The organism is Thauera sp. ZXT1-4 (assembly GCF_052598215.2).
Genome location: NZ_JBQWSN020000030.1, coordinates 1 through 22,110 on the forward strand (window position 1 = coordinate 1; position 22,110 = coordinate 22,110).

The window sequence follows — 22,110 nt, forward strand, 5'->3', positions numbered from 1 at the left end:
AATTACATCAATGCGTTAGGCTGGATTTCCGGCTAAGCGAACACGGATTCAGGTGTATGCGATGCCGTGTTCGGCAACTGGAAAGGGGGCGAACGTCATGACATGAATTCAGCACCGAAGCGCCTGGCTCGCGCTGACTTCAAGAGCCTGACTTTTTCATTTTTTGGAGAGATTGAAATGAGCGGAAAGAACCAATGGGTCGTACCCATCAACGGCGGCGATCAATGGGGTGTGCGGGGAGAAGGCAACGACCGTCTCACCTCCATCCATAACACGCAGCAACAGGCGATTGACCGTGCGCGGGACATCGCCATCAACCAGCAGAGCGAGATGCTCATCCAAGGGCGGAACGGCCAGATCCGTGAGCGCAACAGCTACGGTGACGATCCGTTCCCGCCCAAGGGGTGACGTGGAGGCTGGCCTCGCGGGTTTGCCGTTCTGCTTTGCTCGTGCAAACCCGCGAGCCAACCATTTCCGTCGGCGCACGCATAAGTGATTGACGAACAACGCCGTCTGCGTGTGCCACGGCGAAGAAGTTAGCGCCGATTTCGAGAGAAGAGAGGGCGGAACGGAGGGCAACCGGGGATGTTCCTGCCAGGCCATAGGACCTCGGTCGCACACGCATAATGTGCGGGAACCCCGCGTGTCATGCGGGAAGCACAAATGAAAACGCCCAACTGAGAACAGTTGGGCGCTGAATTTTGGTGGACCGAAGGAGGATCGAACTCCCGACCTCTGCATTGCGAACGCAGCGCTCTCCCAGCTGAGCTATCGGCCCTGAAAGAGCGCGCATTATAGAGAGCAGACGATCGAAATGGAAGCCCCGTCCCGGCTTCCCGTGGAAGCTCCACGACCTTTCCGCTGCGACCGGCTGAGGGGGCTCGTGCCTAAGTCTCAGCGGCGCCCGAGCCGACCGCCGCGCGGCCCAGGCGATCGGCAACCGCGCGCCAGCCGGGGCCGCCGGGGAGCGCTTCGATCAGGATGAAGTCGGCGCCAAGGGCGTCGAGGGCGCGCAGGCTGGCGTACAGGCCCTGCGCATAGGCGGCGGGATCGGCCGACAGGGTGCGCCAGGTCAGGCGGGCGTCGTGCGGATCGGCGGTCGAATGGGCGAGGACGGTGACGCGACTGCCCTCGCCCGCGAGCGCGACGGCCTCATCGACGAGCAGCGCGGGCTCGACTAGGCACAGCGGCGTGCGCGGGGCGTAGTGGGCGGCCAGCGCGCCGGAGACGCGCGGGGCGGAATCGACTGTGGCAGACGCGACCGCGCCCGTGGCCCCGCCGCCGGCAAGCTCTGCACGCCCCTGCTCCGCCGCTGTCGCATCGATCTCCGGCTGCGCCTCCCCCCGCACGCGCGGCCAACGGCCGATGACGCGGGCGATGTCCTCCGGGCCGATCGCGCCCGGGCGCAGGATCTCCGGCACGTCCCGCGAAAAATCCAGGATGGTGGATTCGATGCCGACCTCACAGGCTCCGCCGTCGAGGATCATGGCCACCCGTTCGCCCAGCTCTTCATGAACATGCGCGGCAGTAGTCGGGCTGATGCGGCCGAAGCGGTTGGCGCTGGGCGCGGCCAGGCCGCCGTCAAAGGCGCGCAGCAGGGCAAGCGCGACCGGATGCGAGGGCACGCGCACGCCGACCGTGTCCTGGCCACCGGTCACCTCGTCGGGCACCTCGGGCGTGCGCTTGAGGATCAGCGTCAGCGGGCCGGGCCAGAAGGCGCGCGCGAGCGCGAGCACATCCTTGGGGATGGCAGCGGCCCACTGCGGCAGGTGTTCGGCCGAGGGCAGATGCACGATCAGTGGGTGGTCGGCGGGGCGGCCCTTGGCGACGAAAATCTTCTTCACCGCCGCTGGGTCGAGCGCGTCGGCGGCCAGCCCATACACCGTCTCGGTGGGCATGCCGACGAGCTCGCCCGCGCGCAGCAGGGCGGCCGCCTCGGCGATCGCGCCCGGCGTGGCGGATTCGATGCGGCCGCGCGGCTTGGCCCCGGTATTGCTCATCGCCGTATGCTCACTCGTCGCGGATGCCGATCGCGGCACGCGCAGCCAGCGCTCGCTCAAACACCGCGACGGCATCATCGCCGGTCACCACGAAGTGGCCCATCTTGCGCCCCGGGCGGGCGTGATGCTTACCGTACAGGTGCAGACGCAGGCCGGGCACGGCGTGCAGCACCGACCAGTCCGGCTCGCGGTAGGCGCCATGGTTCTTTCCAGCCTCGCCCTCGCCGTCCTCGTACCACAGCTCGCCGAGCAGATTGACCATGACCGCCGCCGAGTGCTGGCGCGGCATTGCCAGTGGCAGGCCGCACAGCGCCCTCACCTGCTGCTCGTACTGGCTGACGTCGCAGGCGTCGATGGTGTGGTGGCCGCTGTTGTGCGGGCGCGGCGCCATTTCATTCACGAACAGCTCGCCGCGGCAGACGAAGAACTCCACGCCCAGGGTGCCGACGTAGCCGAGCCGCTCGGCGATGCGCTCGGCGATCTCCTGCGCATTGTCGCGAAGGCAGGCGGAGGCACGCGCCGGCGCGATGGTCACGTCGAGGATGCCGTTGCGGTGACGGTTCTCGCCCGTCGGGAAACTGCGCACGTTGCCCGCCTCGTCGCGCGCCAGCACCACCGACACTTCGTAGTCGAGCGTCAGCATCTTCTCCAGCACGCAGGGCTCGCCCTTGAAGTGCTGGAAGGCGGCCACCGCCTCGTCACGGTCGGCGACGCGGGCCTGGCCCTTGCCGTCGTAGCCGAAGCGCGCGACCTTGAGGATGGCGGGGAACAGGCCGGCGTTGGCGTTGCGTACGTCGTCCTCGCTGCGGATGACCGCGAAGGGGCCGTGCGGCAAATCGTTGTCGGCCAGGAAGGTCTTCTCGGCGATGCGGTTCTGGCACACCGCGACCGCGCTCGCCGCCGGGTGTACCGGGATGAACTTGGTCAGGTAGTCCAGCGTGTCGGCGGGGACGTTCTCGAACTCGGTCGTCACCGCGGCGCATTCGCTGCCCAGCGTGTCGAGCGCGACGTAGTCGTCGTAGGCGGCGACCAGGTGGCGGTCGGCGATGAGACCGGCGGGGCTGTGCGGGTCGGGGTCGAGCACCCAGACCTTGTAGCCCATCTCGTGCGCGGCCGAAACGAAAAAGCGGCCGAGCTGGCCGCCGCCGAGCATGCCAAGGGTGGCAGGCGGGAGGATCATGATGCGGCTCTCAATCCAGGGTCATGTCGAGCACCGCCTGGGTCTGGCGGGCACGGAAGTCGGCGAGTTTCTGCGCCAGCGCGACGTCCTCGACCGCGAGCAGCGCCACCGCGAACAAGCCCGCGTTGGCCGCCCCCGCCTCGCCGATGGCGAAGGTGGCGACCGGGATGCCCTTGGGCATCTGCACGATGGACAGCAGCGAATCCTGCCCCGACAGCGCCTTCGACTGCACCGGCACGCCCAGCACTGGCAGCGTAGTCTTGGCTGCGACCATGCCCGGCAGGTGGGCCGCGCCGCCCGCGCCGGCGATGATCGCCTTGAGCCCGCGACCGCTCGCGGCCTCTGCATACTCGAACATCAGGTCGGGCGTGCGGTGGGCGGAGACGACCTTGGCCTCGAAGGCCACGCCGAAGTCTTCCAGCATCTTCGCGGCCGCCTTCATCGTGGGCCAGTCGGAGTTGGAGCCCATGATGATGCCGACGACGGGTTTGGTTTCGCTCATCTCGCTGTCCTTACTTGCCACAGGCACGCGCGGTGCGCTCGGCGGAAATCACGGTGTTCTCGAGCAGCATGGTGATCGTCATCGGCCCCACGCCGCCTGGCACCGGGGTGATGGCGCTGGCCACGGTCTTGGCCGACTCGAAATCCACGTCGCCGCACAGCTTGCCGGCGTCGGGTCCGTCCTGCAGGCGGTTGATGCCGACGTCGATGACGGTTGCGCCGGGCTTGACCATGTCACCGGTGACGAAGCGCGGCTTGCCGATGGCCGCGACCAGAATGTCGGCGCGCTGTGTGTGGAAGGCCAGGTCCTTCGTCTTCGAATGGCAGACGGTGACGGTGGCACCAGCGTTGGTCAGCAGCATCGCCATCGGCTTGCCGACGATGTTCGAGCGGCCGATCACGACGGCCTCGGCGCCCTGCACCTGCGTGCCGGTGCTCTCGAGCATCTTCATGACGCCATGCGGCGTGCAAGGGATGAAGGCCTCGCGGTTCTGCGACAGGCGGCCGACGTTCTCGGCGTGAAAGCCGTCAACGTCCTTCTTGATGTCGATGGCTTCGAGCACTGCGGTTTCGTCCAGATGCTTCGGCAAGGGCAGCTGTACCAGGATGCCATGCACCGACGGGTCGGCGTTGAGCTCGGCGAGCTTCGCCATCACCTCGTCCTGAGTGGCGTTCTCGGGGTAGTCGAAGCGCAGCGAGCGGATGCCGGCCTTCTCGCAACCGGCGACCTTGTTGCGCACGTAGACCGCCGACGCCGGATCTCCTCCGACCAGGATGACCGCCAGGCAAGGTTGCACACCACGCGCCGTCAATGCTGCGGCACGCTCAGCGATTTCGCCACGGACCTGCGCGGAAAGCGCGTTGCCGTCGATGATGCGAGCGGTCATCGGTAGAGCCCCTGAAAAAGAGCAGGATTTTACAGCATTGGAGCCCCCCGGACGCGCCCCGACCAACCGCTTCAGCGCAGGCTGACGGGCGCGGGGCACTTGAGGCCAACCGAGGTCAGGGCGCCGGCCTCGCTCATCTCGCGCACAGTGAGGGTGAAGGCACCGATCTGCACACGGTCGCCTACGACCACTGCGCGGCCGAGCCGCTGAAGCAGCATCTGCCCCACCGTGAGCGTGCGCTCGCGCGCGTCGATGCCGAGCCCGTAGGCGTCGGCCAGATCGCCGGCAAGGCACTCGGGATCGACGACGAATTCGCCGAAGAAGCTCGCATTCGCGCCGAGGTTGCCCCCCATGCCGCCGAACATGCGCGCGATCCGGTCCGCCACCTCATCCGGTGCGATGAACCACACCGAATCCCCGGGGATCAGCCGCGTCTCCACGGTGAGTCGCTGCAATGCCCCGCCGCGCACGAGCGCGACGCAGCGCACGTCGATCCCCTCGAACTCGGCGCTGATGTCGTCCGGATGCTGCCCTTCGGCACGCGAGCCCGCAACCACGCCGTACTCGAGCAGATCCACCGCAGCTTCGTCACCCACCCACACCTCGCGCTTGTCGCGCGGCTCATCACGCGGCGGCACCTCCACCTTGAGCCAGCGCGCCGCCATCGGCACCGTTGCGCCCTGCACCAGCAGGGACAGCAGCACCACCGCGAAGGCGACGTCGAAGAGCAGGCGGGACTCCGGCACCCCCATGACCACCGGCACGATGGCGAGTACGACCGGCACCGCCCCACGCAGCCCCACCCAGCTCACGTAGGCGAGCTCGTTGCGCTTGTATCGGAAAGGCGCCAGACCGATCACGACCGCCAGCGGGCGCGCGACCAGCATCAGGAACACCGCCATCGCGACGGCCTCCGCCGCATGGTCAAACAGCTGGGACGGCGTCACCAGCAGGCCCAGCACCACGAACATGCCCGCCTGCGCCAGCCAGGCCAGGCCGTCCATGACGCGCAGCACGTGCTCCGTCGCATGCGAGCGCCGGTTGCCGACCACCACCCCGGCCAGATACACCGCCAGAAAGCCGCTGCCGTTGAGCAGATTGGTGGCAGCAAAGACCAGCGTTCCACCGGAAAGGATCAGCAGCGCATACAGGCCTTCGGGCAACTTCAGCCGCGCCATCAGTCGCGATAGCACCCAGCCCCCCGCAAGCCCGAGTAGTGCGCCGAGGCCAAGCTGGCTGACCAGCATCCATACGAAGTCCTTCACGCTCGCCGTCTCGGGCTGCAGCAGCGCACCGACGAGCGCCGTGACGAGCAGGATGGCCATCGGGTCGTTCGCGCCGGACTCGATCTCGAGCGTGGCCTGCACGCGCTGGTTCAGGCGCACGCCGCTGTTGCGCAACAGGGCGAACACCGCCGCCGCGTCGGTCGACCCCACGATGGCCGCCAGCAGCAAACCGAGCCGCCAGTCGACGTCGAGCAGCCAGGTGGCGAAGATGCCCAGCAGCCCGGCCGTGCCCACCACGCCCCAGGTGGCCAGCACTGCTGCAGGCTTGAGGCCGACCCGGAAGCTGCTCACCCGCGTGCGCAGACCGCCATCGAGAAGGATCACCGACAGCGCTGCCTGGCCGATCATGGAGGCGAAGAAGAAGTCCTCGAACACGATGCCGCCCGGCCCGTCGCTGCCGGCCAGCATGCCGACGCCGAGGAACAGCAGCAGCAGCGGCAAGCCGAGCCGCGCCGAGATCGTGCTGGCCAGCACGCTGATGAACAGCAGCAGGCCGGTGAGGAGGAAGAGAGCGTTGATTCCGGTCATTCTGAATCTTGTGTTGTTGGGGCGGTGCACAGGGCACCGCACGGACAGGGCCGGGAACGCGCCCGTGGCAGCGTGCGCGCACGCTGGCGGGCACGCCCGTCAGCGCAGTACCCAGGCGGCCTCTGCGGCAGGTCAGCGCACCACGGCGCCCGGTTCGAGTGAAACGATGTTCTGCACCAGTTCGGCCAGCGAGTGCGCGCCCATCTTCTCCATGACGCGCGCGCGATGTACCTCGACCGTCTTGATGCTGATGCCCAGAACATCGGCGATCTGCTTGTTGAGCTTGCCGACGATGATCAGGTCTAGCACCTCGCGCTCGCGCTGCGTGAGCTGCGCGAGCCGGCGCGCGGTTTCCGCCTCCTGCTGCCGCTTCCCGCGCGTTTCGCTTTCGAGCTTCAGGCAGTGTTCGACCAGGCGCAGCATGTCCTGTTCGCCGAAGGGTTTCTCGATGAAGTCGACCGCGCCCTGCTTGAGCGCCGAAACGGCCATCGGCACATCGCCGTGGCCTGTGATGAAGACCACCGGCAGCCCGCAGCGTCGTCGCTGCAGCTCCTCGAACAGTTCGAGCCCACTCATGCCCGGCATGCGCACGTCGAGCAGCACGCAACCGGTCATGCCGTCCGTCAGCCCGACGAGGAAGGAATCGGCCGACGCATGCGCCGCAACCGTGTAGCCGTTTGCCTCCAGCATCCAGACGAGAGAGTCGCGAAGGGCTTCGTCGTCATCGACGACATGAACGATCTGATCAGGCGCTGCGGGCAATCCGCTCACTGGAAGCCTCCGTCGGCAGGGTAAACGCGAATATGGTACCGCCTTCGGGGTTCGCGTCGACAATCAGTCGCCCATTGTGGAACTCCACGATCGAGCGGCAGATGTTCAGCCCCATGCCCATGCCATCGACCTTGGTGGTGTAGAAGGGGGTGAATAGCTGCCGCCGCCCCTCCTCCCCGATACCGTGCCCGCGATCTACAACGGCCACCTCCAGCGCCGCGGGTCCGAACGCGCGCACGCGGATGACGAGCACCCGCTGCGCCCTGGGGGTATCGAGCATCGCATCGATCCCGTTGCGGATCAGGTTGAGCAGCACCTGCTCGATCATGACGCGATCAGCGAAGGCGGGCGGAAGGCCGGGTTCGATCTCGGTCTGGATGCGCGTACCGGTGCGTCGGGCGTCGATGTCGGCAAAGCCCAGCGCATCCTCGAGCACCTCACCCATGTCCAGCGGTGCACGCCGCGGCTCGCTCTTCTTCACGAACTCGCGCACGCTGCGGATGATCCTGCCCGCGCGCTCGGCCTGGGCTGCGGCCTTCTGCATGGCCGCCAGTACGTCTTCCGGCCGGGCCTTGCCCGACTGCAGGCGCGTTACCGAGCCGGAGCAGTAGTTTGCGATCGCGGACAGCGGCTGATTGAGCTCGTGCGCCAGCGTGGACGCCATCTCGCCCATGGTGATCAGTCGGGCGGTGCGCTGCAGCCGCTCCTGCTGCTGGCGCGCCAGCTCTGCGGTCTGCTTGCGGTCGGTGATGTCAGTGGCGATGCCCATGCGCACCACACGACCGTCCACCCAGCGTGTCGCACGCTCGCGCACGTGGTACCAGCGCCCCGAAAGCGGATGCTGCAGCTCGCCATCGAAAAGCTCGCGCGGCACATCGGCCTGCGCCAGTGCGCGCGGGTCGGCGCGATAGTCGCCCCGCTCGGGCTGGGGCACGCCCACACCGGGAACGGTGCGCCCCACGGCATCAAAGCCGTGGATGCGCTTGAAGGCGAGGTTGGCGAAGAGGATCTCGTCCGTGCGCGCATCGGCCACGAACACGGCTGCATCGAGTCCGTCCAGCACCGCCTCGAAGCGCTCGTGCGCGGCTTCGAGGGCTGCGCGCACGCGCTTGGGTTCGGTAATGTCGGTGATCGAGGCCATCCAGCCGGTCTGGCGCCCGGTCAGGTCGATCAGGGGCGAAAGATAGAAGCGGGCATCGAAGCGCTCCCCGTTCTTGCGCCGGATGCGCATCTCGAAGCCGCTGCGCGGCGCCTGGCCCGACAGCGTCAGCGACAGGTTACGCTCGCACACCTCGCGCTGCTCCTCCGGCCAGTACGGGAACGGGGGCTCGGCCCCGATCAGCTCCGACTCCTCGAAGCCGAGCATGCGGCAGAAGGCCGTGTTGGCATAGATGATGCGCCCACTCAGGTCGATGGCACGCAGGCCAGTGATGACCGAGTCCTCCATCGCCTTACGAAAGGCCGACTCCGCGCGCAGCGCGTCTTCGGTCGCCTTGCGTCCGGTGATGTCGTGCGCGACGGCATACACCAGCCCCTCATCACGCACCGGGTTGATGCTCCACACCAGCCACTTGTAGCTGCCGTCCGCACAGCGGCAGCGGTTCTCGAAGTTGACCGGCTCGCCATCCATCAGTCGCCGCAACATGCCGAGTGTCTGCGCCACGTCTTCCGGGTGAACGTGGTCGATCAAGGCACGTCCGGGCAGCGTCTGCGGGTCGTGGCCGAGCACCCGCTCGAAGGCGGGGTTGCAGCGCCGGAAACGACCTTCCAGATCGACCACGCACAGCATGTCGAGCGAAAGATTGAACAGGCGGTCGCGCTCCTTCTCCACCTGCACGCGGCGCAGGACATGTCTGCGCAGCATCCACAGACTCCACAGCACCAGCATCGACAAGCCGACGATGAGGACCGGCGGCAGCACCCGCGCAGCCATACCGCCGGCGGGAAAGGCCATTGCCTGCAGCGCCATGCCGTTGCCCGGCGGCGCAAGCGGAAGTTCCAGTGCGATGTGGCGGTCTTGCGCCGGAAGCGCCGAACTCAGAGCCAGCACCTCCCCCTCCGCATCGACGACCGCAAGGCGGTATTTCTCCGCGAACCAGTCGGGCACCAGCCGGGTGACCATGCGCTCGACCGAGTAGACCGCGAGGATCACACCCAGCAACTCGCCCTGGCGCTGGACGGGTGCGAACGCCTCGAGCTCCGCGCCCAGCCCTTCGCGCACATGCGGGCGCCCGTACGCCAAACGAAAGGACAGCGCGCTCTGCTGGAAGCCCTGTACATGGGCGTCACCGAGGCGCTCACCGGCCAGCCAGTCCTGGGTATCGAAGGGTGCCGACCAGCGGACGATCTGATCGCGCCCCACCCAGACGATGTTCGTGAGTGCCGCATTCAGCGCAAGGTGCTCGTTGGCGCGCAACTGGAAGGCATCGTGATCGAGCGTACCGGCCGACAGGTCACGCGCGAGCTGGACGAGGAACTCCTCGGTGCCGAGCATGGTCCGGCGCACGGACTGCTCGGTCCATTGCAGGTCGCGCGCGAGGGCCTCGCGTTCGATGCCGGTTTCGCGCGATTGCAGCAGCGCGACCAGCGCAAGCATGGAAACCGCGAACAGGGCGAGGGCAATATGGGGAACGGCCCAGTACCAGCGTGGCGGCGCGGCCGGGGAGGATGCTGGCGATTGCATGGGCGGATTGCAGCGACGGGGCCACCGAAGGTCGGGTGCCGGATTCTGGTCGATCCGGCGCGCCTGCCGTCATCCGGTGTAACCCTAACGCGTCATCCTTTCGTCATGCACGGGAGAGGCCTCCCGGTTCGACCGTCGGGGTTTTCGCCAAGTTGTCGATGTCCGCCCCCCTGCCTACAGTGAGGCCATGAACGCGCACTTTGCGCCGCGTCGGCGCGCCCTCCTCCGCATGCTGCTTCTCGCGCCCTGTGCGGCGGTCCAGGCAGCATCGGCACAGGCGCCCGACATGAGCGGCTGGCAACGCCCGGCGAGCACCACCCAGCGCGCGAGGCTGCGCATCGGCGTATCCGGTCCGTTTTCGGGACCTTCCTCACCCATGGGCCTGTCGATGCGCAACGGCATACGCATTGCGGCGGCGGAGATCAATGCGAACGGCGGCGTGCTCGGTCGCTACGTGGAACTCGTCGAGCGTGACGACGAAGCCAGCAACGAGCTCGGGGCCCTCATCGTGCGCGACTTCGTCAATCGCGAGCGCGTGGTGGCGGGCCTCGGCATCGTCAACACCGGGGTCGCGCTTGCCAGTCAGCGTCACTATCAGACCGCACGCATTCCCGTGATCACCTCGGTCGCCACCGGCTCGCTGATCACTCGCCAATTCCAGCCACCGGCGTTTCCGGAGAACTATGTCTTCCGTGTCTCGGCCAATGACACCCTGCAGGCCGAGGTGATCGTGGAGGAGGCCATGGACCGACGCGGGCTCACTCGTCTGGCGATCCTGCACGACGCCACCAACTATGGCGTGCTGGGCAAGGACGACCTCGAGCAGGCGATCGGGCGTCGCGGGATCGCACCGGTCTCGGTCGAGCGCTTCCAGCTACGCCAGACCGACATGCGGCCACTGCTCGAGCGCGCCCGCACCGCCGGCGCACAGGCCTTGCTCACCTACGGCATCGGCCCAGAGCTGGCGCACATCGCCAATGAGCGTGCGCGCATGGGCTGGGCGGTGCCGATCATCGGCAGCTGGACGCTTGCGATGTCCAACTTCATCGAAAGCGCCGGCCCCAATGCCGAGGGCGCACGCATGCCGCAGACCTTCATCCAGGTCGCGCGCAACCCGCGTCAAGCCGCCTTCCTCGACGCTTGGAAAGGGCTCACAGGCACCTCGCGCATCCCAGTACCCCCGGCGGCAGCGCAGGGTTACGACTCCATGCTCCTGCTCGCCGCTGCCATCCGCCAGGCCGACAGCACCGAGGGCCCGCGCATCCGTGAGGCACTGGAGAGCCTCAAGGCCGCGGTGGAGGGCGTAATCATGACCTACCGCCGCCCCTACTCGCCGGACAACCACGAAACCCTGAACGCCCCGCGCCAGATCCACCTTGGCGAGATCCGCAACGGGCAGGTCGTTTTTGCACGCGAGGCCATCGTGGAGGACAACCCGCCCCCTTGAGCGCATGCGCGGCAGACACGTGCATTTTGCGCTCCACGAAAAATGATTGCACAATGCGAAAACACGTTTTATATTTCGAAAAGTTGGCCGTGCAGCCGTCGGCATGGTCGCGCCTGCAAGCAAGAAAACGTCCGCCCTACCGGGCAGGCATCCTTCACTGAACGTCATGAGGAGACAAACCATGACCGGAATCAGCAACGTTCTCCCGCAAGCCGACACGGATGCGCAGGAAACGCAGGAGTGGCTGGAAGCCCTCGCCGCCGTCGTCGAACACGAAGGCCCCGAGCGTGCTCACTATCTGATCGAGAACCTGATCGCCACCGCACGCCAGGAAGGCGTGAACATCCCCTACTCGGCCAACACCGAATACATCAACACCATTCCCGCCGAGCAGCAGCCGCCCTACCCGGGCGACCCGGACATGGAGATCAAGATCCACTCCTACATCCGCTGGAACGCAATGGCGATGGTGGTGCGGGCGAACAAGAACACCAACGTCGGCGGTCATATCGCCTCCTTCGCTTCGGCAGCTGCGCTCTACGACGTGGGTTTCTCGCACTTCTGGCATGCACCCTCCGAGCAGCACGACGGCGACATGATCTTCTTCCAGGGCCACTCGGTCCCCGGCGTCTATGCGCGCGCCTACATGCTCGGCCGCCTTTCCGAGGAGCAGATGGACAATTTCCGCCAGGAAGTGGGCGGCAAGGGCATCTCGTCCTACCCGCACCCCTGGCTGATGCCAGACTTCTGGCAGTTCCCGACCGTGTCGATGGGTCTCGGCCCGCTGTGCGCGATCTACCAGGCGCGCTTCATGAAGTACATGGCCAGCCGCGGCATGATCGACGCCGCCCGCGCCGAGCAACGCAAGGTGTGGGCCTTCCTCGGTGACGGCGAGACCGACGAGGTCGAGTCGCTCGGCGCCATCGGCATGGCCGCGCGCGAGAAGCTGGACAATCTGGTGTTCGTCATCAACTGCAACCTGCAGCGCCTGGACGGTCCGGTGCGCGGCAACGGCAAGATCATCCAGGAACTCGAATCCGAGTTCCGTGGCGCGGGCTGGAACGTCATTAAGGTCATCTGGGGCACGGCCTGGGATGCGCTGTTCGCCCGCGACAAGAAGGGCATCCTCAAGCAGCGCATGATGAACGCCTGCGACGGCGAGTATCAGACTTTCAAGGCCAAGGACGGCGCCTACGTACGCGAGCACTTCTTCAACACGCCGGAGCTGAAGGCGCTGGTGGCCGACTGGACCGACGACCAGGTGTGGCAGCTCAACCGCGGCGGCCACGACCTGTTCAAGATCTTCGCCGCCTACAAGGCCGCAAGCGAGCACAGGGGCCAGCCCACGCTGATCCTCGCCAAGACCATCAAGGGCTTCGGCATGGGCCAGGCGGGCGAGGCGATGAACATCTCGCACCAGCAGAAGAAGATGGACATCGACGCGATCCGCCGCTTCCGCGATCGCTTTGGCTTGCCGGTGCCCGACGACCAGCTCGAGGAGCTGCCCTACCTGAAGTTCGCCGAGGACTCGGCCGAATACAAGTATCTGCTCAAGCACCGCATGGATCTCGGCGGCTTCCTGCCGCAGCGCCGCACCAAGGCTGCGCCGCTGGCCGTGCCAGGGCTGGACGCCTTCGCCGCACTGCTCAAGGCCTCGGGCGAAGGCCGCGAACTCTCCACCACGATGGCAGTGGTGCGCATCATGAACACGCTGCTCAAGGACAAGCAGATCGGCAAGCACATCGTGCCGATCGTGCCTGACGAGAGCCGCACCTTCGGCATGGAGGGCATGTTCCGCCAGTACGGCATCTGGAACCAGGAAGGCCAGAACTACGTGCCCGAAGACCATGACCAGCTCATGTTCTACAAGGAGAGCAAGACCGGCCAGGTCCTGCAGGAAGGCATCAACGAAGCCGGGGCGATGGCCGACTGGATCGCTGCGGGCACGGCCTACAGCGTGCACAACGTGCAGATGATCCCCTTCTACATCTTCTATTCGATGTTCGGCCTGCAGCGCACGATGGACCTGTGCTGGGCGGCGGCCGACCAGCGTACCCGCGGCTTCATGATCGGCGGCACCGCCGGACGCACCACGCTGAATGGCGAAGGCCTGCAGCACGAGGACGGCCACAGCCTGATCATGGCCAACATGATCCCCAACTGCATCAGCTACGACCCCGCCTTCCAGTACGAAGTCGCGGTGATCGTGCAGGACGGCCTGCGCCGCATGTTCGCCGAACAGGAGGACGTGTACTACTACATCACGGTGATGAACGAGAACTACGAACATCCCGAGATGCCGGCCGGGGCGGAATCGGACATCCTCAAGGGCCTGTACCTGTTCCGCAAGGGCACGGATGCGAAGGCGCCGCGCGTGCAGCTGATGGGCTCGGGCACGATCTTCCGGGAGGTGATCGCTGCTGCCGAATTGCTCAAGACGGACTGGGGCGTGGAGTCCGACATCTGGGGGGCACCCAGCTTCAACGAACTGGCTCGCGACGGCCATGAGATCGAGCGCTGGAACCTGCTGCACCCGATGGAAGAGCCCCGCAAGAGCCACGTTCAGCAGAAGCTCGCCGGCTTCGAGGGCCCGATCGTCGCAGCCACCGACTACATCCGCATGTTCCCCGAGCAGATCCGCTCGCAGCTCGACCGCAGCTACGTAACGCTGGGCACCGACGGTTTCGGCCGCTCCGACACCCGCGAGCAGCTGCGCCACTTCTTCGAGGTGGATCGCCACTGGGTCACACTGGCTGCGCTCAAGGCACTGGCCGACGAGGGCGCGATCGCCCGCGACAAGGTGGCCGCAGCGATGGTCAAGTACAAGCTCGACCCGTCCAAGCCGAACCCGCTGTCGGTCTGAGCAAGGAGTCAAGAACATGAGCCAACTCATTGAAGTGAAGGTTCCGGACATCGGCGACTTCGACGCCGTGCCGGTGATCGAGCTGTTCGTGAAGGTCGGCGACACCATCGCCGTCGATGACGCGATCGCGACGCTGGAATCGGACAAGGCCACGATGGACGTGCCCTCCACGGCCGCCGGCGTGGTCAAGGAGATCCTGGTCGGCATCGGCGACAAGGTTGCCGAAGGCACGGTGCTGATCAAGGTTGAGGCGTCGGGCGCTGCCGCTGCAACTCCGGCACCGGCTGCCGCTGCGGCCGCGGCGCCTGCGGTTGCCGCCGCACCTGTCCCGGCGGCTGCAGCCGGTGGTCTGGTCGAGGTAAAAGTGCCGGACATCGGCGATTTCGACGCGGTGCCCGTCATCGAGCTGTTCGTGAAGGTCGGCGACAGCATCAAGGTCGATGACGCCATCGCCACGCTGGAATCCGACAAGGCAACGATGGACGTGCCCTCGTCCGCCGCCGGCGTGGTCAAGGAAGTGCTGGTGAAGGTCGGTGACAAGGTCGGCGAAGGCAGCGTACTGCTGAAGGTCGAGGCCGCAGGCGCCGCCGTGGCCGCCGTTCCGGTCGCCCCTGCCGCTGCGCCAGCAGCCCCGGTCGCCGCCGCACCCTCGCCCGCCCCGCTGGCCGATGGTGGCCCCGCCGCCAGCGCCCCGGCCTCGATGCCGGCGGCCGCACCCTCCGCCGTCAAGGTAGGCGGCAAGGTGCACGCCAGCCCCTCGGTGCGCGCGTTTGCCCGCGAACTGGGCGTCGATCTGGGTCAGGTCAAGGCCACCGGTCCGAAGGGGCGCATCCTCAAGGAAGACGTCGCCGCCTTCATCAAGGGCGCGATGACGACCGGCGTGGTCCCGGGCAAGACCCCGGCTGCTGCCGCGGGCGCAAGCCTGGCCGGCGGCCTTGATCTGCTGCCGTGGCCGAAGGTCGATTTCGCCAAGTTCGGCGAGATCGAGGTCAAGCCGCTGTCGCGCATCAAGAAGATCTCCGGCCAGAACCTCGCCCGCAACTGGGTGATGATCCCGGCGGTGACCTACCACGAGGATGCCGACATCACCGACCTGGAAGCCTTCCGGGTGCAGATGAACAAGGAGTACGAGAAGTCGGGCAAGAAGCTCACCATGCTCGCCTTCATCATCAAGGCCTCGGTGCGCGCGCTGCAGGAATTCCCCGAGTTCAACACCAGCCTCGATGGCGACAACCTGGTCTACAAGAAGTACTTCAACATCGCCTTCGCGGCCGACACCCCCAACGGCCTGGTCGTGCCGGTGGTGAAGGACGCCGACAAGAAGAGCGTGTTCGAGATCGCTTCTGAGACCGGCGCGCTGGCCAAGAAAGCGCGCGACGGCAAGCTCGGCCCGGCCGACATGTCCGGCGCCTGCTTCACGATCAGCTCGCTGGGCGGCATCGGTGGCACTTACTTCGCCCCCATCGTCAATGCGCCCGAAGTCGCCATCCTCGGCGTCAACAAGTCCGTGATGAAGCCGGTGTGGGACGGCAAGCAGTTCGTGCCGCGCCTGACGCTGCCGATGTCGCTGACCGCGGACCACCGCGTCATCGACGGTGCGCTGGCCACCCGCTTCAACGTGTACCTCGCGCAACTGCTGGCGGATTTCCGCCGCGTGATGCTGTAAGGAGATCGCCATGAGCCTAGTGGAAGTGAAGGTTCCGGACATCGGCGATTTCGACTCCGTACCGGTCATCGAGCTGTTCGTGAAGGTCGGCGACAGCATCAAGGTCGACGACGCGATCTGCACGCTCGAATCCGACAAGGCGACCATGGACGTACCGTCCTCGGCCGCCGGCGTGGTCAGGGAAGTGCTGGTCGCGGTCGGCGACAGGGTCGGCGAAGGCGCGGTGCTGCTGAAGGTCGAGTCAACGACTGCCTCGGCAGCGACCTCGGCAGAGGCGTCCGCCCCGACCACCGCGCCCGCGACGGCACCCTCCGCGGCTCCGGTCGCTGCGCCTGCCGCCGCCGCGCACAGCGGCGGCGCCGATGTCGAGTACGACATGGTCGTGCTCGGTGCCGGCCCCGGCGGTTACTCGGCGGCCTTCCGCGCCGCCGACCTCGGCCTCAAGACCGCGATCATCGAGCGATACGCAACGCTGGGTGGCGTGTGCCTGAACGTCGGCTGCATCCCGTCCAAGGCGCTGCTGCACGTCGCCGCGGTCATTGAGGAAGCCGAACACGTCGACACGGCCGGCATCAAGTTCGCCAAGCCCACGGTGGACGTCGACGCGCTGCGCAAGCACAAGGACGGCGTCATCGGCAAGCTCACCGGCGGCCTGGCCGGCATGGCCAAGGCACGCAAGGTCGATGTGATCCGCGGCTACGGCCACTTCCTCGACCCGCATCACCTCGAAGTCGAGGAAACCACCGGCACCAGCCAGGACAAGACCGGCGCCAAGAAGGTCGTGAAGTTCAAGCAGTGCATCATCGCCGCGGGCTCGGCCGCCGTGCATCTGCCCTTCATCCCGAAGGACCCGCGCATTGTCGACTCCACCGGCGCGCTGGAACTGCGCCAGGTGCCGGGCAAGATGCTGGTCATCGGCGGCGGCATCATCGGCCTGGAAATGGCCACGGTGTATTCCACGCTGGGCGCGCGCATCGACGTGGTCGAGATGATGGACGGCCTGATGCAGGGGCCGGACCGCGATGCGGTCAAGGTGTGGGAGAAGCAGAACGCCCACCGCTTCGACAAGATCATGCTCAAGACCAAGACCGTCGCCGTCGAGGCGAAGGACGATGGCCTGTGGGTCAAGTTCGAAGGCGAAGGCGCCCCTGCGGAGCCGGTGCGCTACGACATGATCCTGCAGTCGGCGGGCCGTGCGCCCAACGGCAAGAAGATCGGCGCCGACAAGGCGGGCGTCATCGTCGGCGAGCGTGGCTTTATCCCGGTCGATGCGCAGATGCGCACCAACGTGCCGCACATCTTCGCCATCGGCGACATCATCGGCCAGCCCATGCTCGCCCACAAGGCGGTGCATGAGGCGCACGTCGCGGCCGAAGTGGCCGCTGGCCACAAGGCGGCGTTCGACGCCACCGTGATTCCGGGCGTGGCCTACACCCATCCGGAAGTGGCCTGGGTCGGCTACACCGAGGCGCAGGCCAAGGCCGAAGGCAAGAAGGTCGAGACCGCCAAGTTCCCGTGGGCGGCATCCGGCCGCGCCATCGCCAACGGCGCCGACTACGGCTTCACCAAGCTGATCTTCGATGCCGAGACCCACCGCGTCATCGGCGGCACCATCGTCGGCCCGTCGGCTGGCGACATGATCGGCGAGGTCTGCCTGGCGATCGAGATGGGCGCCGACGCGGTCGACATCGGCAAGACCATCCACCCCCACCCGACCCTGGGCGAGACGGTGGGCATGGCGGCCGAAGTGGCTCACGGAAGCTGCACCGACCTGCCGCCGATGCGCAAGAAGTAATCCCGCGCGACAGGCCACGCCGCAAAGCAGGGGCGCCCCGCCACACGGCCTGGGCGCCCTCGTGCTTTCAGACGCTTGCGGACACGAGGCCCGCACTTCCAACGCACCACCGCAAGCCTCCACCGCAGGGCAACCCGGTTCGCGGGTTGCCCTGCAATAACCGCGTCGCACTTCAGCCCGCGATCAACTCCATGCCTCTGCCGGCACATCACTTGCGGCCACCGCCTGCGCCATGCAGTTCACTGTCGGTTGGCGGTCGCATGTAGCGCACTTCGGACAGCGCTTGCCACCCTTGGCACAGGGCGGCTTGACCGGTTCGACCCGCGCCACCTCAGGCGCGCCATCTCGCGCGATCAAATGAAGTGCCTCGATATCGGCCAGATAGAAGCGCTGGCCGATGCCCCCCCCTTGCGGCACCAGCACCTTGTCGCGGGTGAAGGTCTTCAGCGCCCTGCATACGGTTTCGGGCGTCTGCCCCAGAATGGCCCCCACATCGCTCAGGTTCAGCCGCCGCACCCGATTCTCACCGCCTAGACGCAGGCGCAACAGCAGCCGCGCCAGACGCACGCGCGCCGGCACCGTGCCACTGGCCAGATCCGAAATCCAGGACTCCGCCTCGTGCAGGGCCGCCTGCATCTGGCGTAGCAGCGTCAGTTGGAGTTCCGGCACGCGCTGCAGGCTATCCCGGAGCCTGACCGCGTCGATCCAGCAGGTGCGGACCTCGTCCAGCGCAAGCGCAACGTGCCGCGTCCGGCTCTCCGTGAGGGCCTCCAGGCCGATGATTCCGCCGTCCTGGACAATGCGCACGATGCGCTCCTTGCCAACGAAGTCCTCGCACACAAGCTTCACGGCACCCGAAACCACGAAGTGAACGCCGAGCGCAGGCGCCCCGCGCTGCATCAGCGCAGCCCCTGGCTCGAAGACATATGATTTGAATGACAGCATTCCGGCTGCCGAAATCAGTGCGGCGAGCGCGCCGCACGATGATGCCCCGCTGGCCGTGCACGACCCGCAGTCGAACTGGCCCAGCTCGTAAGAGCGTTTCAATCCAGTATTCATCCCGTTCCCCTCCGGGACGATGCGCCTTGTCAGGCGGGTATGTGCGTCACGGCAGAGCCGTCCCCCCGCACACGCCCGCCCTGCGGCCTCAGCCGCGACGCACGTCAGTCAAGTGCAACCTGAGCCTTCAGCCAGAACGTCCGGCCAGGCTCGTTGATGATCTCGTTAACCGCGACTTCGTATCCCGAAATCGCGGCACTGCCCTGCGACAAGTGCTCGCTATAGGTGCGATCGAAGACGTTATCCACCCCCACGGTGAGCAAGGTCGCCTTGTTCGGCCGCCATCCGGCATTCAGCGCCAAGGTGGCGAAGCCAGAGGTCGGACCGAGGTCCTTACCACCTGCAACGATGCTGCCGGAGCCGACATCGACACGATCCTGCTTGGCAACCAGACGAAGCAGACCACCGTACGAGAAGGTGCCATCGTTGTATTCGACTGCCAGGCGACCTTCGAGCGGCGGCTGTTGTGCGAGCGCTTTGCCATCCGTGTCGTTCTTGCCGTGCACCCATGCCAAGGTGCCGGTCGCACTCCAATTCGCCGCAAAACGCCAGGTGACATCCGCTTCTGCGCCGTAGAGCGTCGCATCGACATTGCGTACGTCCGCGACTGCAGTCGAGCCCACCTGCCACCAGCGCAGCAGCATGTAGTCATCGACCTTGCTGTAGAAGCCGGCAACGGAAGCACTCACATCCCCGAGGGCCCAGTTCGCGCCGATGTCCAGTTGCGTCGTCTTCTCGTAGTCGAGATTGCCGAAGTCGCGAGCATCGGCCACGCTGTTCGAGGTGCCCGAGATCGGCGTAGCGCGCATCATCTCCCAGAAATCGGGGAAGCGCTCGACATAGCCCAGTCCGGCATACCACGTCCCTGCTCCGCCCGCGTAGTCGTTCTCATAGCGAAGGAAGCCGCTCTTCAGGTTTTCCTCGCGGCTCTGATTGGCAAAACCATTCGGCGAGGTGGCGAGCATATTTCCTGCCGCAACATCCTTGATCGCGCGCCGATAGTCCGTACCCTCATGCTGGTCGAACCGGAGGCCTGCGACGACACGGCGCATGTCATCGAGGGAATACGTTCCCTCACCGAACAGACCATAGCGCTCGAAACCGAGATCCTTGTTGCGGGCGGCACTGGCGTATGCGGGCGGCGTGGCGCCCTGCATCGCGCGCAGCGTATGCATGTCGTCCTTGTAGTCCGCCCCGAGCTTCAACATCCACTGATCGGCCGGGGTAAGCGTAGCAACAAAGCGGGCGCCCTTCGTTTCGCGGTCAGGATTGTTAACCGAGAACGGCGCCGCCGGCGGCTTCCGTCGCAGGCTGAAGTTGTCCATCACATGGTCAATGTAGCTGTAATAGACATTGGCCTCGATGCGCTGTACCAGCGGCGAGAGGTTGCGCTTGTCGAACTTCACACCGACATGCTCGCGCTCGAACTTGGTGCCGTCCATACCGCGGTCGGCGTACGCGGCTTCGCCATCGCTGCGCCCGAAGTTGAGCTCGAGCTGGGTGTTGTCGTCCGGGGTCCAGCCGATTGCGCCGGTCGTGCTCCAGCGGGTGTAGAAGGAATGCACCTCCTTGCCGTCACCGTCCTCGTAGTTGTCGCTGTCGGAACGGGTGGCGCCGATGCGCGCGTAGAAGTCAGGGTTGCCCGCCTTCGCATCGAAGACCTGGTCGTTGCGGCCCCAGCTGCCGAAGGTGAGGCTGCCGTTCATGCTCCAGCCGGGCTGCATCATGCGCTCGATGTCGCGCTCGAAGAGCACGACCGCGGCCGAGCTGCCGGCGCTATAGAGAACCGTCTGCGGCCCCTTGAGCACCGTTACGCGATCATAGGACTCAGGGTAGACATAGGCGGTGGGCGGGTCCATGCGCCCGCCACAGCCGCCATGAACCTCCTGGCCGTCCTGCAGGATGCTCAGGCGCGAGCCCGACATGCCCCGGAACACAGGATCACCATCCGCGCCCCCCTTGCGAATCACCGAAAAGCCAGGAACGCTCTTGAGCAGATCCGCCCCGTCGTGCGCCGGTAGCGGCTGGCGAGGCGCCTTGGGGTCGGTGGTGACGGTCAGCGGCATGTCCATGGTCGGCGCCGTGACGACCACGCTGTCCAGGCGCGCTTCCTGGGCGAGCGCGAGCGCCGGAATCGCCATCGACACCGCAATTGCGAGCGGCAGGCGTTTGAAGGTCTTCTTCATGTCGTTTTCCTAGTGATGACTAAAACTGCGTGAAAATGCCAAGTGGTGCCGCGTGCCATCGGCACACAGCGGAAAAAGGTCGATGCACGCGATGCACCGGCGTCTACTCGCCAAGCGGGCGACGCGCCGGGCGAAGCATCAGTGCTTCATCTGCATGCGGGCATTGAGCGGGCGGGCCGGGGCCACGACGTCCACGGATTCGCGGCTGCCGTCGCGGCGTTCGATGACCAGGCGTAGCGGTACCTCATCGCCCACCTTCACCTGCTGCCGGAGGTCCATCAGCATGACGTGGTAGCCCCCGGGCTTGAGTTCGACGTCCTGTCCGGCGGGCAGATCAAGACCGGAGATGGGGCTCATCTTCATGACATCGTTCTGCATGGACATCTCGTGGATCTCGACCACGCCGGCAACGGGCGATTCCGCGGCCACAAGGCGGACATCGGCATCGGATCTGAGGTGCATGAAGGCGCCGGTGGCCTTCTGCTGGGGCACCGTGGCACGGACCCAGGGTTCGGTCACGGTCAGTTGCTGCGCGCTGACCGAAAGGCTGGCCGCCAGCAGCAGCGCAGCCGTCAGGGGCTTTCTCATCATTGCTCTCCGGGCGCAAAAAACTCGTCAGGCAGGACGCGTCACGGCGTACCGTCCGCAACTGCGGACGTGGCGCGACTGAGCTCGGACCAAAGTGCGCCCAAAACGGGCGACGTGCCGTGCCTGACGTCGAAGGGGTGATGCTTCCAGGGGTAAAACGTGGGGGCTGCCCGGGCGCGATGCGCTCAGGCCGCCGCTCGATCACGCATGCGCAGGCGGCGCGCGCGGATGAGAAGACGCCCACACGAAGAGGGGGCGCGGAGAGACGAGGAAAAGCGTGGGAAGAACTTCGCCGCCACGGACGGAGAAGACCTCGGGAGAAGCCAGGGTCGGCAGCAGCGTCGTGGTGTAGGCGGCGGAGCAATAGGGGCATTGATCGAGCGACAGGGCGCCGCCTTTTCCGGACGTTCCATCGTCGCGCGTTTCCACGTCGGCGTAGAATTCGGCCTCTGCCGCGCTCACGGCGACCCACTCGATGCCCGCCGCCGAGCAGACCTGAACGAAATACCGGCCATTCTCGTCCGGCCCCATGGCACGACTGATCGCCGGCGCCAGCGCGCTGAGCAGCATCGCGAAGATCGCGACCCAGGCGAAGAGGCGTTGGCGGGAGCGTTGCATGAGGGCTGTCGTGCGGAGATCGTGGCGGATATGTGGCCGTATTCTAATGCAC

At 66.4% G+C, this 22,110-nt stretch carries 16 protein-coding genes and 1 tRNA gene; 5 read left to right on the forward strand and 12 right to left on the reverse strand.

The window, feature by feature from the left end; translation table 11 throughout:
- Positions 1-66 precede the first annotated feature (66 nt).
- Complete coding sequence (locus ACUH78_RS16280; protein ID WP_329675076.1) at positions 67-408, forward strand: DUF2188 domain-containing protein; 342 nt, start codon at positions 67-69, stop codon at positions 406-408.
- A 294-nt stretch (positions 409-702) separates the two neighbouring features.
- On the opposite strand, the gene ACUH78_RS16285 is transcribed toward ACUH78_RS16280, so the two are convergent.
- From ACUH78_RS16285 to ACUH78_RS16320, 8 genes are all read right to left on the reverse strand, one after another.
- A tRNA-Ala gene (locus tag ACUH78_RS16285) sits at positions 703-778 on the reverse strand.
- 109 nt (positions 779-887) lie between these two features.
- The gene (locus ACUH78_RS16290; RefSeq protein WP_445334029.1) at positions 888-2,000 is read right to left on the reverse strand and encodes an L-threonylcarbamoyladenylate synthase; all 1,113 of its coding nucleotides are present in this window, start codon (positions 1,998-2,000) and stop codon (positions 888-890) included.
- Positions 2,001-2,010: 10 nt separating this feature from the next.
- A complete protein-coding gene (locus ACUH78_RS16295) occupies positions 2,011-3,180 on the reverse strand; it encodes a 5-(carboxyamino)imidazole ribonucleotide synthase (RefSeq protein WP_445334028.1) in 1,170 nt (389 codons plus the stop codon).
- A gap of 10 nt (positions 3,181-3,190) precedes the next feature.
- Entirely contained in the window at positions 3,191-3,682 is a 492-nt protein-coding gene (gene purE / locus ACUH78_RS16300) for a 5-(carboxyamino)imidazole ribonucleotide mutase (RefSeq protein WP_445334027.1), read from the reverse strand.
- A gap of 10 nt (positions 3,683-3,692) precedes the next feature.
- Positions 3,693-4,568: a bifunctional methylenetetrahydrofolate dehydrogenase/methenyltetrahydrofolate cyclohydrolase FolD gene (folD, locus tag ACUH78_RS16305; RefSeq protein WP_445334026.1), complete on the reverse strand. Its 876-nt coding sequence runs from the start codon at positions 4,566-4,568 to the stop codon at positions 3,693-3,695.
- Positions 4,569-4,639: 71 nt separating this feature from the next.
- Positions 4,640-6,382: a potassium/proton antiporter gene (locus ACUH78_RS16310; RefSeq protein WP_418365390.1), complete on the reverse strand. Its 1,743-nt coding sequence runs from the start codon at positions 6,380-6,382 to the stop codon at positions 4,640-4,642.
- A gap of 132 nt (positions 6,383-6,514) precedes the next feature.
- A complete protein-coding gene (locus tag ACUH78_RS16315) occupies positions 6,515-7,153 on the reverse strand; it encodes a response regulator transcription factor (protein ID WP_445334025.1) in 639 nt (212 codons plus the stop codon).
- Complete coding sequence (locus tag ACUH78_RS16320) at positions 7,128-9,836, reverse strand: PAS domain-containing sensor histidine kinase (RefSeq protein WP_445334024.1); 2,709 nt, start codon at positions 9,834-9,836, stop codon at positions 7,128-7,130. Before ACUH78_RS16320 ends, ACUH78_RS16315 begins: the two co-directional genes overlap by 26 nt.
- Before the next feature lie 286 nt (positions 9,837-10,122).
- On the opposite strand from ACUH78_RS16320, the gene ACUH78_RS16325 reads away from it, so the two are divergent.
- The 4 genes from ACUH78_RS16325 (at position 10,123) to lpdA (ending at position 17,607) form a co-directional block, all read left to right on the forward strand.
- A complete protein-coding gene (locus ACUH78_RS16325) occupies positions 10,123-11,283 on the forward strand; it encodes an ABC transporter substrate-binding protein (protein WP_445334023.1) in 1,161 nt (386 codons plus the stop codon).
- A 181-nt stretch (positions 11,284-11,464) separates the two neighbouring features.
- On the forward strand, positions 11,465-14,146 hold the full coding sequence (gene aceE, locus ACUH78_RS16330) for a pyruvate dehydrogenase (acetyl-transferring), homodimeric type (protein WP_445334022.1): 2,682 nt from the start codon (positions 11,465-11,467) through the stop codon (positions 14,144-14,146).
- Positions 14,147-14,162: 16 nt separating this feature from the next.
- Positions 14,163-15,812, forward strand: coding sequence for a dihydrolipoyllysine-residue acetyltransferase (aceF, locus tag ACUH78_RS16335; protein WP_445334021.1), 1,650 nt, complete (start codon positions 14,163-14,165; stop codon positions 15,810-15,812).
- Between the two features lie 10 nt (positions 15,813-15,822).
- On the forward strand, positions 15,823-17,607 hold the full coding sequence (gene lpdA / locus ACUH78_RS16340) for a dihydrolipoyl dehydrogenase (protein WP_445334020.1): 1,785 nt from the start codon (positions 15,823-15,825) through the stop codon (positions 17,605-17,607).
- A 183-nt stretch (positions 17,608-17,790) separates the two neighbouring features.
- Here lpdA and ACUH78_RS16345 read toward each other — a convergent pair whose 3' ends face one another.
- From ACUH78_RS16345 to ACUH78_RS16360, 4 genes are all read right to left on the reverse strand, one after another.
- Positions 17,791-18,552, reverse strand: a complete 762-nt coding sequence (locus ACUH78_RS16345) for a Crp/Fnr family transcriptional regulator (protein WP_510497574.1) — start codon at positions 18,550-18,552, stop codon at positions 17,791-17,793.
- 218 nt (positions 18,553-18,770) lie between these two features.
- The gene (locus tag ACUH78_RS16350; RefSeq protein ID WP_445334018.1) at positions 18,771-20,852 is read right to left on the reverse strand and encodes a TonB-dependent copper receptor; all 2,082 of its coding nucleotides are present in this window, start codon (positions 20,850-20,852) and stop codon (positions 18,771-18,773) included.
- 138 nt (positions 20,853-20,990) lie between these two features.
- Complete coding sequence (locus ACUH78_RS16355; RefSeq protein ID WP_435751265.1) at positions 20,991-21,440, reverse strand: copper chaperone PCu(A)C; 450 nt, start codon at positions 21,438-21,440, stop codon at positions 20,991-20,993.
- Positions 21,441-21,641: 201 nt separating this feature from the next.
- On the reverse strand, positions 21,642-22,058 hold the full coding sequence (locus ACUH78_RS16360) for a DUF2946 domain-containing protein (protein ID WP_445334017.1): 417 nt from the start codon (positions 22,056-22,058) through the stop codon (positions 21,642-21,644).
- Positions 22,059-22,110: the final 52 nt, after the last annotated feature.